The sequence below is a fragment of the Oliverpabstia sp. genome, from assembly GCF_022785585.1.
Classification (GTDB): Bacteria; Bacillota; Clostridia; order Lachnospirales; family Lachnospiraceae; genus Oliverpabstia; species Oliverpabstia intestinalis.
The window spans coordinates 25,165-39,193 of the sequence record NZ_JALFPR010000154.1; the positions used below are offsets into that span (position 1 = coordinate 25,165).

The following is a 14,029-nucleotide window of genomic DNA, read 5'->3' on the forward strand; positions in this document are numbered from 1 at the left end:
GATTCACCGCCTGTTTTTGTTTATTTACCCTCGTAACAGATGACAGATTCCACATCATACTCTTTCAGTCGTTCTCTGCCCTTTAAGCCTGCAAGTTCCATCAAAAATACAATTTTAACGACTTCGCCGCCCAGACGTTCCACCATCTTTGCAGCTGCCTCTATGGTGCCGCCGGTAGCAACCAGATCGTCGATCAGAACAACTTTCTGTCCAGGTTTCACAGAATCTTTATGCATCTCGATCGTTGCACTTCCATACTCAAGATCATAATCCTGGGAAATCGTCTCACACGGCAGTTTTCCTTTTTTCCGTATGGGTACAAACGGCTTATGTAAATTATATGCCACCGGCACACCGAAAATAAAACCTCTCGACTCAGTACCTGCAATCACATCCACGTCCACATCCTTGAGTTTTTCCTGAATGGAATCGATTGCCAGCTGCAGTCCGTCTGCGTCCTGCAAGATACTGGTTACATCACGAAAAATAATTCCCGGTTCCGGAAAATCCGGAATACTTCTCACATATTCTTCAAGCTTTTTCATAACAATCTCCCTTCTTTATATGAACTTTATCCCCTTCGGGTAAGCAATATCGACAATTAGCGACTACATTATACCATTAATCACGATTCATCGCAAATTTATTTTACCTGAATCGCTTTGTGTGGACACATTTCCTGACAGCAGAAACACCGGATACATTTATGATAGTTATAAACCGGCGGCTTTCTTCTGCCGTTTTTAAATTGCAGGGCTTTTCCCTCCACCGGACAGGCTTCCACACAGATTCCGCATTTTTTGCACTTGTCTGCTTCTATATACGGTTTTTTCTGAAAATATCGTAAAAAACCGTTATTAAACCGGTTCCACAGATTCCCTCTCTGCTTTTTACGGTCTACATTGAAATCCGGATTTCCGAAACGTTCCACTGCCTCCTGCATCGTGATCTCACCACCTTCAGTTAACAGCCGGATATTTTCTTCCCTCCAGGTACCAAATCCCATCGTTTCTCCATGTACATTTGTCGGAACCATCTGTGGATCAAGATGTACCAGATGACAATATACACTGTCGATGGCCACCGGATCACTGCCCAGAAGCAGCACTTTCATCTTCATCGGATCTCCGGAAGTCGGTCCGTTTCCATCCATCGCCACGATCCCGTCCATCACGCAAAACCGCGGTTTGATCAGCTGATTCAGATCGATCAGCTGCCTTGCAAAAATGTCTGCATTCGTATATTTGGTATGCCCTTTGGCTTTATGGAGTCCGCTGATGCATCCATACAGATTTTTTACCCCACCGGTTACTCGTTCGAGAGCATGTGTCTTCATCTTACAAAGATTGATCAGCGCATCCGTTTCCTGCACCGGTTTCGCCACAAAGAATTCTTTTGCCGTGTGTCCCTGCGGATAAGATACCGTACTTCCCTCATTAAAATCAACGATCGTGACACCATAATCTTTCAGCATCTGATCCATGCCGGTACCTTCCATGACTTTCTTCGCTGACCCCACACCGCAGGAATCCCCGCAGCTCAGATGCACATAGCCTTCTTCTTTCAACAGTCTTACGATACCTTTGACCACTGCCGGATGGGTAATGACTGCCCGCTCCACTTCCGTTTTTCGTACCAGATTTGGTTTCAGCAGAATCTTTTCTTCTTTTTTCAGGAAAGTTTCCCATCCCCCTAGTAAAGCTATTCCCTTTTTCAGTGTGCTGTAAACCAGTTCTTCCTCATAACTTTCGCAGGAAAGAATCACAACTTCACTTTTCATTCTTTTTGTTCTCCTGTATATGTATTCTATCTGCTTTTTAAGCACTGTTCCGGTCTCCGGCTGTCCCGTTTTCACATGTTGTTTCCGCCATCATGTTTACCATATACTTTCTCATCAGATCAGTCCCATACTGCGAAGCAGGTACAGCCAGAATGTCAGTGTGAATCCGCTGAAAAATGTCGTCAACATCACAATGCTCGACGCCAGTACCCCCTCATGTCCCATATTTCTTGCCATGACATAAGAACTTACCGTTGTGGCAGAACCAAGCATCACAAGAATGGCGATCAGTTCCTCCTGCCGGAATCCAAGCATCACAGCAACCGGCAGAAATACCGCACACCAGACCACCAGTTTCAATACCATAGCAGTAACCGCCGGTTTGATCTTTCCGAATGCTTTTTTTGCATCGAACGCAGCGCCCATCGCCATCAATCCCAGTGGAGTTGCCAGTTTTCCCAGATTATCTACTGTCTTGATAAGAATCGGCGGACAGGGAAGTTTGCATCCTGACCAGATCACCCCTGCAAGGATTCCAAGAATAATCGGATTGGTTGCAATCCCTTTTAAAGTCTTCTTTATCAGTGTTCCGTCCAGCCTCTCTCTCTCCGGTTTCAGAAAAGCCAGTACCACAACGGCCATCACATTATAAATCGGCACCGAAGCAATGATCATCAATGGCGCCATGCCTGATGTTCCATATATATTCTGGATAAATGCAATACCAAGGATTGCAGCGCTGCTCCGGTAAGCCCCCTGAACAAATTCTCCCTGGATACTTTTGTCTTTCCACAGACAGGAAATCAAAATCGAGATCACGATACAGATAATCGTTGTCAGTGCACAGTATGCCACAAAGGTACCGTTCCACACGTCCCGAAAGTTTGCCTGGGAAAGATCGGAAAACAACAGGGCCGGCAGTGCCGCCTGAAAAACAAACTTATTCGCTTTATTGGTAAATTCTTCATCCATCAGCCCCACTTTCCGGAAGACAAATCCCAGGATCATCGTAAAAAAGATTGGCACTGTGGCATTCAGACTGAATATCAGATTCTCCATGTTACACTCCTACACCAGACCGAAGCAACGCAGCACATACAGCCATGCTGTCATAGTAAAAGCACTTCCCAGCGTAGTAAGCATGACCACACTCGAGGTAAGCGTTCCTTCGTGTCCCATATTTTTTGCCATAATAAAACAACTGACTGCGGAAGAAGAACCTGCCACTACAAGTGCTCCTACCATCTGTTCGTTTCGTAATCCGCTCAGGGCTGCAAGCGGCAGGGCAATCATGGCAATTCCTGCCAGTCGCAAAAACGTTGCACCAAGTGCCGGCCGGATCTGACCGATTGCTTTCTCTCCCTCAAAGGAGCCACCCATCGCCATGAGACCAAGCGGTGTGGCCAGACTGGTCAGATTGTGCACTGTCTTGCTGACGATCGTCACCTGTGGCACATGGCAGACAGACAGAAGCATTCCTCCGGCGATACCGAGAATGATCGGATTGGTCAGAATTCCTTTTACAGTCTCTTTTGCCAGATTTCCTGCTGCCTTCTTTTCCCCATCCGGTTTCATAAAAAGCAAAATGATCACAGCCAGAATATTATTAAACGGGACATTTCCAATCAGCATCAGAGAAGCCATATCGGATTTTCCGTAAATATTACTGATAAATGCGATTCCCAGCAGTGCAGAATTACTTCGAAACGCCGCCTGAGCAAATTCTCCACGGATATGCTCATCCTTCACCAGTCTGGAACACAGGACACTGACCAGTCCGCCGCCAATCGTGATAGCCGCACAGAAGCCGACAAATGTTCCGTCCCACAGTGTCTGAAAGTCTGCACTCCAGAGATCTTCCAGCAGCAGCAGAGGCAACGCCGCCCGGAAGACAAATCGGTTGATTTTCTTTATAAAACTTTCATCCAGCAGTCCGATCTTACGAAATCCATATCCCAGAAGCATTGTAAAAAAGATCGGCAGCGTGGCATTTAAACAAAAGAACAGATTTTCCATAAGTATGTAAAAGGAGCCATAGCACGATCACTCATGCGACAGCTCCTGTCTCCTTATTCAAAAATTTTATTATAAATCGGGAAACAATCCAGTGTTGCAAAATAGTCTCTTGGAGTCTCTGCCCGGCGGATCATCTCAAAACTGCCGTCTTCTTTCAGCAGGATTTCCGCTGATTTCAGTTTGCCGTTATAATTGTAACCCATCGCATAACCATGTGCACCAGTGTCATGGATTACCAGATAATCTCCCATATCGATCTTCGGAAGCATCCGGTCGATGGCAAATTTATCATTATTTTCACAAAGAGATCCTGTGATATCATACTTATGATCACATGGCTGATCTTCTTTTCCCATGACCGTAATGTGATGATATGCTCCGTACATTGCAGGACGCATCAGATTTACTGCGCAGGCATCACAGCCAATATACTCTTTATATGTGTGTTTTTCATGAATCGCTTTTGTAACCAGGCATCCATAAGGTCCTGTCATAAAACGTCCCATCTCCGTATACAGTGCCACGTCACCCATTCCTGCCGGAACCAGCACTTCTTCGTATACTTTCCGCACTCCTTCTCCGATTACACGAATATCATTCGGCTCCTGATCCGGCTTGTAAGGAATTCCCACACCACCGGAAAGATTGATAAATTCAATATCAGCCCCTGTCTCTTTTTCCAGTTTTACAGCAACTTCAAACAATACTTTTGCCAGCATCGGATAGTACTCATTGGTTACAGTGTTGCTTGCCAGGAATGCATGAATACCGAATTTCTTTGCTCCTTTTGCTTTCAGGATCTTAAATGCTTCAAAGAGCTGTTCTGTGGTCATACCGTATTTTGCATCTCCCGGGTTATCCATGATATCATTGCTGATTTTAAAGAGTCCACCCGGATTATAACGGCAGCTGATGGTCTCCGGAATATATCCGATAGCTTTTTCCAGAAAATCAATATGGGTAATATCATCCAGGTTGATGATTGCTCCCAGTTTTGCTGCATACTGATATTCCTCTGCCGGTGTGGCATTGGAAGAGAACATAATATCAGCTCCCTTGCATCCCATCGCCTTAGAAAGCATCAGTTCGGTCATGGAGGAACAGTCACATCCACATCCATATTCTTTCATGATCTGAATCAGTGTCGGGTTCGGGCATGCTTTCACCGCAAAGTACTCTCTGTACCCTTTGTTCCATGCGAAAGCTTCTTTTACTGCTTTTGCATTGTCCCGGATACCTTTTTCATCATACAGATGATAAGGGGTTGGAAATTTTGCGGTAATCTCATCCAGCTGTTCCTTTGTTACAAATGGTTTCTTGTTCATTTTTTCATAATCTCCTCTGTTGTGTTCTGTTACATTATTTTGCCTGAATAACCTGCATGATATTGGTCACTGCACCTTCCCCGTTTACCATATTGGTAGCCGGATCTCCTGCGGTAAATACCACAATGTCACCTTTTTTCACCAGATTTTCTCTTCTCACAATATACATGGCATGTGAAATGATATTCTCTGTGGAATCTTCTTCATAACCTGCTACGGAAGTGACTCCCCAGTAGATCTGCATCTTTCTTCTGGCCCACTCATTCGGACTTACGGCATAAATCGGCACTTTCGGTCTGAAGTTAGAGATCAGACGGGCGGTCTGTCCGGAAATCGTAGGTGTTACTATACAGTCTGCTCCCAGATTTTCTGTGGTCTGTACTGCTGCCACACCAACCGCACTGGAAACATTTTTATTACCCCGCAGCGCACGGTAGTCCAGAAAACGTTTGTGTGTCATATACGGCTCGGTAGATTCCGCGATTTTCACCATCATCTGTACCGCCTGTTCCGGATATTTTCCCATTGCGGTCTCACCGGATAACATGATGGCATCAGTTCCATCGTAGATGGCATTTGCAACGTCAGTTACCTCTGCTCTGGTCGGGCGTGGTGCACGCATCATGGAGTCGAGCATCTGTGTGGCAGTGATAACCGGTTTGTAGGATTCGTTACATTTGCGGATGATCATTTTCTGGATATGTGGAACCTTATGTGCCGGGATTTCCACACCCAGATCGCCTCTGGCAACCATCACGCCGTCCGCAGCTTTAATGATCTTGTCGATATTATGTACGCCCTCTGCATTTTCAATCTTGGCGATAACATCGATCCGCTCTCCACCGTTTGCACGAAGCAGTTCTTTAATCTCTTTGATTGCTTCTGCATTTCTTACGAAAGAAGCAGCGATAAAGTCAATTCCCTGTTCGATACCGAACAGAATATCTTTCTTATCCTGCTCAGTGATCGCCGGAAGTTTAACTTCTACATTCGGAACATTGATTCCTTTTTTCTGACCCAGTTCTCCACCATTGACAACCCGACAGACTACATCGGTATCTGTTACGTTCTCAACAGTCAGCTGAATCAGTCCGTCATCGATCAGGATCGTATCTCCCACTTTTACATCCTTCGGGAGATTTTTATAGGTCTGACTGCAACGAGTGTTATTTCCCTCTATCTGTTCCGTTGTCAGTGTAAACCGGCTTCCTTCTTCCAGATATACTTTCTGTCCGCCTTCCAGAATACCGGTGCGGATCTCCGGTCCTTTGGTGTCCAGTAATATAGCGATAGGCAACTTCAGTTCTTTTCGTACTTTTTTTAACAGATCCATTCTGATTTTCTGTTCTTCATGATCTCCGTGAGAAAAATTGAATCTGGCGACGTCCATACCTGCTTTAACCAGTTTTCGCATCATCTCTTCGTCATCCGTGTTCGGTCCCATAGTGCAGATAATTTTCGTTTTTTTCATAAAGTATGCCCCCCTATCTTATGTGCGTATGTGTAAACAGATGGTCCTGGCAATACTCATAATTGCCGTTACACTTGGAACAGAAACGGAATTCCAGATGCTCTCCGTCTTTTTCTGTTCTTCCACAGATTGCACATTTATGTTTAGTGATTCCCTTGTTGTTTACTTGGCTTCGATGAACCGCTCTTTGAAATTCTTTTCTTCTGTGAATCTCTCTCGGATTATACCGGCTCATATTTCGTGTCATGAAAAAAAATATAATAAAGTTCATCAAAGAACAGATAATCGCAACTCTTACCGCCCATCCGGACTGAATCATCTCTGCCAGAATCATCAACACATAAGCGACACCAAGCCATTTGATTTTTAATGGAATGATCATCATAAACAGCACCTGGTTATCCGGATAGGTTGCCGCATAAGCCAGGAAGATAGACATGCTGATATAATACGTGCTGAACAGTCCTCCAAATAAAACATTGCCGCCCAGTACAAAATTCAGGATAAATGCTCCGATGATTGTCATCAGAATACCTGAGAAGATGTATACATTATAGCGAAACGCTCCCCAGGTTCTCTCCAGAGAAGTTCCGATAGAGTAGTAAAACATCAATGTGATCAATATAAAGAAAATATTCTGTGTAGACGGTGGAATCAGCAGCCAGCTGACAATCCTCCATACCTGTCCGCGCAGGATCATGGCCGGTTCCAGTGTCATGTAGGTAAGTACCTGTGGAGTTATCATATACAACAGATATCCTGCCGCATAAGTCAGTACGATATACAAAGATAAATTGGTCAGTGCATATCTGCCGAATCTTCGCTCCATTTTATTCAAAAAATTCATATTTTTCTCCTTTTTAAGATGTTAGTCAAAAAGTATTTTGACCCCATTGATTTCTGATTATTCCATACTTCGTACTCTCACAATCAGAATAAGTCTTTTTTGCGGAAAACAATAGCTACCAGGATACTGAACACCAGAGAAAGCAGAATCACCATGAGAAATCCCATCGGATTATCCGCAAAAGGCATACCGACAGACTTTAAGTTCATACCATATGCACTGAAGATCATCGTCGGAATCGACATAACGATCGTCACTGTTGCCAGGAACTTCATAACAATATTCAGATTATTAGAAATAATTGAAGCGAATGCTTCTGTTGTTCCACTTAAGATACCACTGTAGATATTTGTCATCTCGATAGCCTGTTTATTCTCGATAATAACATCTTCGAGCAATTCTGTATCTTCCGGATACTGCTTGATATTTTCCACTTTTAACAGTTTTTCCAGAACCACTTCATTTGACCTCAGGGATGTAGTAAAGTACACCAGAGATTTCTGCAGCTCCAGCAGTTCTATCAGTTCCTGATTTCTCTGCGATTTGTGCAGTTTCTGTTCTACTTCATCACTCTTTTTGTCGATGATTCGCAGATAATGCAGATACAAAGATGCGTTGCGGTACAGAATCTGCAGGATAAAACGTGTTCTCTTATATGTGAAGAAATTCCGTACCCTTCCATCCATGAAAGAACTTAATACCGGGGTATCTTCCAGGCATACTGTGAAGATCTTATCGTCTGTCACCACAATACCCATAGGGATTGTTCCATACCATTCTTTGTCATTTCGTTCTTCGATCATAGGAATATCTACCAGAATCAGTGTGTAATGATCTTCCACTTCGATACGGGAACGTTCTTCCTCATCCAGAGGTGCCCGCAGATGATCCACGTCGATATCATATTTTTCTGCTATTTCCACAATCTCGGTGGCTGTCGGATCGATCAGTGCGATCCAGCTTCCCTCCTGTGCCTCATTGATCTGATGTACATTATTATCTATGGTTCTGAAAATCTTAACCATGTTATAAATCTCCCTTCTGTATGTTTGCCACTGCCAGAACGTGTCTGAAAAAGGCTTTTCGTGAGCTGCGAGTTCCAGTTTGTGGGAGATTTTATCCGAATGAGGGCGGCGTAGCGGGCTACGGCAACCGAATGAGGGTAAAATATACCGCAAAGTGGGGCTTGCAGATTTCGGAAATGATTTTTCAGACACGCTCTAAGACACAGAAAGTACTTCCGGTCCTATGGGCGACATATCCAGATATTTTGTTTTATCCGCTCGAGGATCAGGCCCGGCTTCCATTTATAACACTTCCTTTCCTAATTTTACATTTGCTCAAAAAGCAGTTTTCAGAGCACTCACTTTGCCATGATAAAATGCCAAAATTTAAGTTCATTATAAAGCCGTCAACTACTGTTTGTCAATTTCTTTACAAATTTTCTTCCCTGATATATAATAGCGAAAGATGCTTATTTTTCTAAGATTCTATTGATAATTTTTTAACCATTATAATAAGGAGAGTTTATGGCTGGATCATCTTTTGGTAGCATTTTTCGTATTACCACCTGGGGCGAATCCCATGGTGCCGGACTGGGGGTCGTAGTAGACGGTTGCCCGGCCGGTCTTCCTTTATGTGAGGAAGATATTCAGATTTTTTTAAACCGTAGGAAACCGGGACAGAGCAAATTTGCCACACCTCGAAAGGAAGACGATACCGTGGAGATTCTGTCCGGTGTTTTTGAAGGCAAAACCACCGGAACACCAATTTCCATGCTGGTAAGAAATACTTCCCAGCGTTCCCGTGATTATTCGGAAATTGCTTCCTATTACCGTCCAGGACATGCCGACTACACTTTTGATGAAAAATACGGTTTCCGTGACTACCGGGGAGGTGGACGTTCCTCCGGTCGGGAAACCATTGGCCGTGTGGCGGCCGGAGCTGTCGCATCCAAACTGCTTGCCACACTTGGCATTTCCCTGACTACCTATACCCGTTCTATCGGACCCGTAACCATCAAGACCTTTGACAGGACACAGATTGACCAGAATAAGCTGTATATGCCTGATGCGGATGCTGCCGCTGAAGCTTCCGCATATCTGCTACACTGTATGAAAGAGCAAAACTCCTCCGGTGGCATAGTGGAATGCATCGTAAATGGTCTTCCGACCGGCCTTGGTGATCCGGTTTTCGAAAAACTGGATGCTAATCTTGGAAAAGCAATTCTCTCCATTGGTGCTGTAAAAGCTTTTGAGATCGGTGACGGTATGGCAGTAGCATCCGCTACCGGTCGTTCCAACAACGATCCGTTCCTTCCTGGTGAAAACGGAGCCATCCGGAAAGCCAGCAATCACGCCGGAGGAGTTCTTGGCGGAATCAGCGATGGCAGTCCCCTGATTCTTCGAGCCGCTATCAAACCCACACCGTCCATCGCCTCCTTCCAGGACACCGTAAATAAACAGGGTAAACCAATCTCTGTCTCCATCAAAGGCCGCCACGACCCCATCATTGTTCCCCGTGCCGTAGTAGTCGTAGAATCCATGACGGCCCTTGTCCTCGCCGACGCGCTCCTGCTTAATATGACTGCAACGATGGACAACGTAAAAAAAATCTATACCGACAAATAAAAAACATCAGTAACTGTTCAGTACCTTCACAGTTACGAGCAAAAATGCCATCACCTTCGGTGATGGCATTTTTGCTTGTATGTCTCGGGATTTTGGCATATTTATGCCAAAACACCTCGCGGGATAATGGCTACTGAATAGTTGCAAACATCACAAAAAAGCTGCAACAGCATCAGAAATCCATTTTCTCTTGCCTTGCAGCTTTTTTCTATTGAAAACTTTCCCCACACACCCACCCCTCTCTCCTTTGAAAAAACAGCAACAAGCTCCGGATTCCCTTTGCAGCAAAGAAAATCCGGAGCCTGTTGCGTCCCCTTTTTCAACCAATCTTACTCTACTTCAATATTTGTCATCAAAATACAGTTCGGCGTCTCCACCTTCATCGGTTTCCCTTTCATCACGATCAGTTTCTTCTCATAATCAACCGCAAACGTCGTAATACTGTTGGATTCATGATTCACAACCGCCAGATGCTTTCCGTCCGGGAACAATGCAATATCCTTCGGATACTCCCCACTGATCGGTAACGCAAACTCTTTCGTCAGCGTACCTTCTTCCTGATCAATCGAGAACATTGCCACCGAATTATCTCCCGCTGTGGAAGTAAACAGATACTTTCCGTCCGGAGATATCGTCATAGCAGCTCCGCAGTCATGCATCGGATCCAGCTGATCGGACAGCGGTTCTACTAACTGAATCAGTTCAAATTCCGGTCCCTTATCAGTATCTTTATATGTGAATACGCCTACTTTATTAATTAATTCGAACAGAATGTACGCATATTTGCCGTCTTTACTAAACACGATCTCTCTCGGTCCGGATTCTCTCTTGCATCGAAGAATATCCACCAGTTCCATGCGGTTTCTTGTTGTATTGATCCGGTAAATCTTTACCTGATCGATTCCGTTATCTACCGCACATACATATTTTCCTTCCGGTGTTGTCTTCACACAGCTGACATGTGGACGGAAGTTACGTTCTGCAACACTTCCGACTCCTTTGTGGAACACGCCGTCAAAAACCTGACCCAGACGGCCATCCTGGTGTGTATGTACTGCTGTGATCTTGCCATCATGATATCCGGCAACAAACAGATATTTTCCTGTATCGTCCACGCACAGGTAACAACCTCTCATACCATCAATACCCACCTTATTGATCAGTTCCAGATCACCATCCGGTTTGATCTCAAACACTGCCACGCCTTCATCTGCAATCGAATACAGATACTTGCCGTTTTTCGATTTTACCACATAAGATGAATTGTTTACCGGCACTACTTTTCGCTCGCTCAGTGTACCTTCTTCCACATCCACGTCATACAGATGAATTCCAATACTGCTTCCATGTGTATAAGTTCCAACATATGCAATGTATTTTTCTTTTTCCATGATGTTTTTTCCTTTCTTTGCAATATTTGTGTATTTTTTAATATCTGTTGATTATTTTATCATATTTCAGACTATTTCACAATTCTTTCTTGAGGAACTTGCGAATTGTCTTCTTTCTATGATACACTCTCTGTATAATTTCGAATACAATATTCAAAAAGGAATCCACATATGAAACGAATATTCTCTTATACAATAACTGCACAGGACAGTGATCAGCGCATCTATGATTTTCTGCGTCATCACGGCTATTCCCGGCACATCCGCACCTGGCTCAAGCAGCATCCCGGTTCTGTCCGTCTGAACGGCAGGGAAGCACTCTTTTATTTTCCGCTCAAAACCGGTGATCTGCTGGAAATCACACTCGAGGAAGAACAGCCCTCGGAAAATATCATTCCAGTCTGCCTGCCGCTCCACATTATCTATGAAGACGAAGATCTGATGGTCATCGATAAACCGGCAGATATGCCGGTACATCCTTCCATCGGCAATTATGAAAATACTCTGGCAAATGCAGTTGCCTGGTACTTCCAGCAACAAAATATCCCCTTTGTCTTCCGCTGTATCAACCGTCTGGACCGCGACACCACCGGACTTCTGATTCTCGCCAAAAATATGCTGAGTGGTGCCATTCTTTCCGATCAGATGAAAAAACGCGAGATTCACCGTATCTATCTTGCCATCACAGAGGGAAAGACCGATCCCGCCGGTACCATCAACCGTCCGATCGGACGCGTAGATCAGTCTCTGATCTTACGGCAGGTTGATCCTGACAAAGGAGATCCCGCCTGTACTCATTATCTGCAAAAATGCTGGCATCCGAAAACCTTTTACCCGGCAACTCTTTCTGTTCCACAGGATGGTCTTTCTCTGGTTCAGTTGCAGCTGGAAACCGGACGTACCCATCAGATCCGTGTGCATATGACTTCCATCGGACATCCTCTGATCGGAGATACTCTGTACAATCCGGAAACTGCCCTGCTGGCTCGTCAGGCACTACACTCTTATCGGCTGGCATTTACCCACCCTGTCACCGGAGTTCCCCTGGAGTTTACTTCATCCCTCCCTGCAGATATGGCAGAATTTTTCCCGGAATATCATGCGTAAGTATTTTTATGATGTCGTAGTCAGAAGATACAAAAAAGATCTGAGAAATGCTTTTTCACATTTTTCAGATCTTTTTATTTTTCACATGATATTTCTGTTTATCCGACAGAATTTCCCTGTTTTCCTACATTGCGCGAATCCGCGGTACCTCTGCCACATGCAGATATTTGCTGATACATTTTACCAGCAGATCATGCTCGGATACATGATCCAGACCGGTGATTGCAATCGTTCCGATCACACCCACTTCTTCTACACGAATCGGGAATCCGCCTCCACAGGCCGCATACTCTTTCTCATCAAGAAATCTGTCTGCCAGGCTTTCTCCCCTCTCCCTCAGATCCATATACATCCGCAGACTGCTTTTTTCGGTAAGCCGCACCGTGTTCTCTTTTCTTGTCAGCCACTGTTCATGATACAGATTGGTACCATCCATACCATACTGGAATACGGTATAGCCGTTGTTTAAGCGAATCCGTACCAGTACTGCCGCACCTCGTTTTGCTGCCTCTGCCACGATCAGATTGCCCAGTTCCCATGCATCTGCATTGGTAAAACTGGAAAACTGAAGGATTTCTTCCTGCATCTGTAATACACTGCTTAATTCTTCAATCGTCATACCACTACCCCCGGCTTCTTTTTATTTTGCCAATGCCAGCAGAATCTGGTTACTTCTTGCGATGAACTGTGTCATTTCATCCGGACTCAGCTGTTTGTGAGCCATCATTGCCAGATCATACAGCTGCTGACATATTAACGGAACATTTTTATCGTCCTCTTTGTGTGCAGCCACATATTTTACCAGCGGATGATTTGCATTCAGAACCAGTGTAGCTCCGTTAGCACCGCCGAACATATTGGCATCCATACCATACATCTTCATCATATCCTGCATCCGGCGGCTTTCTTCGGACAGAGTTATCATAGAAGAAATACTTTCATTTTTCAGTTTTTCCACTTTCACATCCAGTTGTTCATTGTTCAGTGCTTTTTTGAAGGTTGCTGTCAGCTCATCGGTCATTTCTTTCAGATCTGTGCCATCTTCTTTGAAGTCTTCCGTCAGATCTGCATCGATACGCTGGAATTTTACATCTTCATGTTTCTGTTCTACATGGGTAATAAAAGCAGTATCAATATTATGTTTCAGAATTACTGCATCCATACCCTGTTCTTTAAACATATTGATGTACTGGCTCTGCTGTATTTCGTCAGATACATAATAAACTGTTGTTTTTTCCGTCTCCTTCTCTTCTGCCTGTTCTCCGTCTTTTTTCTCTTCTTCCGGTTTCCCGGCCTCTGCTGTTTCTGCTTCCGGTTTTTTATTTTCTTCGATGCAGTCTTTCAGTGTCAGATATTTGCCATCCAGATTTTTAAACAGGATATAATTATCCATCTTATCAGAGAATTTTGCATCTTTGATGCATCCGAATTTGATAAACGGGCTGATGTCATCCCAGTATTT

The 14,029-nt window shown here is 44.4% G+C and carries 14 protein-coding genes and 1 pseudogene; 3 read left to right on the forward strand and 12 right to left on the reverse strand.

Translation table 11 applies throughout. The features are described 5' to 3' along the window. Window positions 1-20 precede the first annotated feature (20 nt). From MSA64_RS10840 to MSA64_RS12110, 9 genes are all read right to left on the reverse strand, one after another. A complete protein-coding gene (locus tag MSA64_RS10840; RefSeq protein WP_022172939.1) occupies window positions 21-545 on the reverse strand; it encodes an adenine phosphoribosyltransferase in 525 nt (174 codons plus the stop codon). A 98-nt stretch (window positions 546-643) separates the two neighbouring features. Further along, window positions 644-1,780: a DUF362 domain-containing protein gene (locus tag MSA64_RS10845; protein WP_287891595.1), complete on the reverse strand. Its 1,137-nt coding sequence runs from the start codon at window positions 1,778-1,780 to the stop codon at window positions 644-646. A 114-nt stretch (window positions 1,781-1,894) separates the two neighbouring features. After that, window positions 1,895-2,839 carry an AEC family transporter gene (locus MSA64_RS10850; RefSeq protein WP_287891597.1) on the reverse strand — a complete coding sequence of 315 codons (945 nt, stop codon included), beginning with the start codon at window positions 2,837-2,839 and terminating at the stop codon, window positions 1,895-1,897. Between the two features lie 9 nt (window positions 2,840-2,848). Next, on the reverse strand, window positions 2,849-3,796 hold the full coding sequence (locus MSA64_RS10855; RefSeq protein ID WP_287891598.1) for an AEC family transporter: 948 nt from the start codon (window positions 3,794-3,796) through the stop codon (window positions 2,849-2,851). A gap of 53 nt (window positions 3,797-3,849) precedes the next feature. Continuing rightward, entirely contained in the window at window positions 3,850-5,121 is a 1,272-nt protein-coding gene (locus MSA64_RS10860) for a diaminopimelate decarboxylase (RefSeq protein WP_022172935.1), read from the reverse strand. 34 nt (window positions 5,122-5,155) lie between these two features. Then, window positions 5,156-6,592 (reverse strand): pyruvate kinase, encoded by a 1,437-nt coding sequence (gene pyk, locus MSA64_RS10865; RefSeq protein ID WP_022172934.1) that lies wholly within the window; start codon window positions 6,590-6,592, stop codon window positions 5,156-5,158. 13 nt (window positions 6,593-6,605) lie between these two features. Next, window positions 6,606-7,439, reverse strand: coding sequence for a hypothetical protein (locus tag MSA64_RS10870; RefSeq protein ID WP_154432240.1), 834 nt, complete (start codon window positions 7,437-7,439; stop codon window positions 6,606-6,608). An 83-nt stretch (window positions 7,440-7,522) separates the two neighbouring features. Further along, window positions 7,523-8,464, reverse strand: coding sequence for a magnesium transporter CorA family protein (locus tag MSA64_RS10875; RefSeq protein WP_022172932.1), 942 nt, complete (start codon window positions 8,462-8,464; stop codon window positions 7,523-7,525). Then, window positions 8,440-8,610, reverse strand: a complete 171-nt coding sequence (locus tag MSA64_RS12110; RefSeq protein WP_328597449.1) for a DUF6783 domain-containing protein — start codon at window positions 8,608-8,610, stop codon at window positions 8,440-8,442. Before MSA64_RS12110 ends, MSA64_RS10875 begins: the two co-directional genes overlap by 25 nt. On the opposite strand from MSA64_RS12110, the gene MSA64_RS12115 reads away from it, so the two are divergent. Both MSA64_RS12115 and aroC read left to right on the forward strand, forming a co-directional pair. Beyond that, on the forward strand, window positions 8,530-8,925 hold the full coding sequence (locus MSA64_RS12115; RefSeq protein ID WP_334302762.1) for a DUF6783 domain-containing protein: 396 nt from the start codon (window positions 8,530-8,532) through the stop codon (window positions 8,923-8,925). The two genes, MSA64_RS12110 and MSA64_RS12115, sit on opposite strands and share 81 nt — an antisense overlap. A 43-nt stretch (window positions 8,926-8,968) precedes the next feature. Continuing rightward, window positions 8,969-10,069: a chorismate synthase gene (gene aroC, locus MSA64_RS10880; RefSeq protein WP_154432239.1), complete on the forward strand. Its 1,101-nt coding sequence runs from the start codon at window positions 8,969-8,971 to the stop codon at window positions 10,067-10,069. A 329-nt stretch (window positions 10,070-10,398) separates the two neighbouring features. Here the strand turns inward: aroC and MSA64_RS10885 are convergent, their stop codons facing one another. Then, the gene (locus tag MSA64_RS10885) at window positions 10,399-11,460 is read right to left on the reverse strand and encodes a lactonase family protein (RefSeq protein ID WP_154432238.1); all 1,062 of its coding nucleotides are present in this window, start codon (window positions 11,458-11,460) and stop codon (window positions 10,399-10,401) included. A gap of 171 nt (window positions 11,461-11,631) precedes the next feature. Between MSA64_RS10885 and MSA64_RS10890 the strand changes: the two genes are divergently transcribed. After that, window positions 11,632-12,567 carry an RluA family pseudouridine synthase gene (locus tag MSA64_RS10890; protein WP_154432237.1) on the forward strand — a complete coding sequence of 312 codons (936 nt, stop codon included), beginning with the start codon at window positions 11,632-11,634 and terminating at the stop codon, window positions 12,565-12,567. Between the two features lie 124 nt (window positions 12,568-12,691). Here MSA64_RS10890 and MSA64_RS10895 read toward each other — a convergent pair whose 3' ends face one another. Both MSA64_RS10895 and MSA64_RS10900 read right to left on the reverse strand, forming a co-directional pair. Next, on the reverse strand, window positions 12,692-13,186 hold the full coding sequence (locus tag MSA64_RS10895; protein WP_106492721.1) for a heme-degrading domain-containing protein: 495 nt from the start codon (window positions 13,184-13,186) through the stop codon (window positions 12,692-12,694). 21 nt (window positions 13,187-13,207) lie between these two features. Continuing rightward, window positions 13,208-14,029, reverse strand: a pseudogene (locus MSA64_RS10900) (molecular chaperone HtpG); the annotation flags it as partial.

Excerpts from the sequence above, each read along its gene's own strand:
- MSA64_RS10840 (WP_022172939.1), bottom strand. The coding sequence starts at position 545 with ATGAAAAAGCTTGAAGAATATGTGAGAAGTATTCCGGATTTTCCGGAA.
- MSA64_RS10845 (WP_287891595.1), bottom strand. The coding sequence starts at position 1,780 with ATGAAAAGTGAAGTTGTGATTCTTTCCTGCGAAAGTTATGAGGAAGAA.
- MSA64_RS10850 (WP_287891597.1), bottom strand. The coding sequence starts at position 2,839 with ATGGAGAATCTGATATTCAGTCTGAATGCCACAGTGCCAATCTTTTTT.
- MSA64_RS10855 (WP_287891598.1), bottom strand. The coding sequence starts at position 3,796 with ATGGAAAATCTGTTCTTTTGTTTAAATGCCACGCTGCCGATCTTTTTT.
- MSA64_RS10860 (WP_022172935.1), bottom strand. The coding sequence starts at position 5,121 with ATGAACAAGAAACCATTTGTAACAAAGGAACAGCTGGATGAGATTACC.
- pyk (WP_022172934.1), bottom strand. The coding sequence starts at position 6,592 with ATGAAAAAAACGAAAATTATCTGCACTATGGGACCGAACACGGATGAC.
- MSA64_RS10870 (WP_154432240.1), bottom strand. The coding sequence starts at position 7,439 with ATGAATTTTTTGAATAAAATGGAGCGAAGATTCGGCAGATATGCACTG.
- MSA64_RS10875 (WP_022172932.1), bottom strand. The coding sequence starts at position 8,464 with ATGGTTAAGATTTTCAGAACCATAGATAATAATGTACATCAGATCAAT.
- aroC (WP_154432239.1), top strand. The coding sequence starts at position 8,969 with ATGGCTGGATCATCTTTTGGTAGCATTTTTCGTATTACCACCTGGGGC.
- MSA64_RS10885 (WP_154432238.1), bottom strand. The coding sequence starts at position 11,460 with ATGGAAAAAGAAAAATACATTGCATATGTTGGAACTTATACACATGGA.
- MSA64_RS10890 (WP_154432237.1), top strand. The coding sequence starts at position 11,632 with ATGAAACGAATATTCTCTTATACAATAACTGCACAGGACAGTGATCAG.
- MSA64_RS10895 (WP_106492721.1), bottom strand. The coding sequence starts at position 13,186 with ATGACGATTGAAGAATTAAGCAGTGTATTACAGATGCAGGAAGAAATC.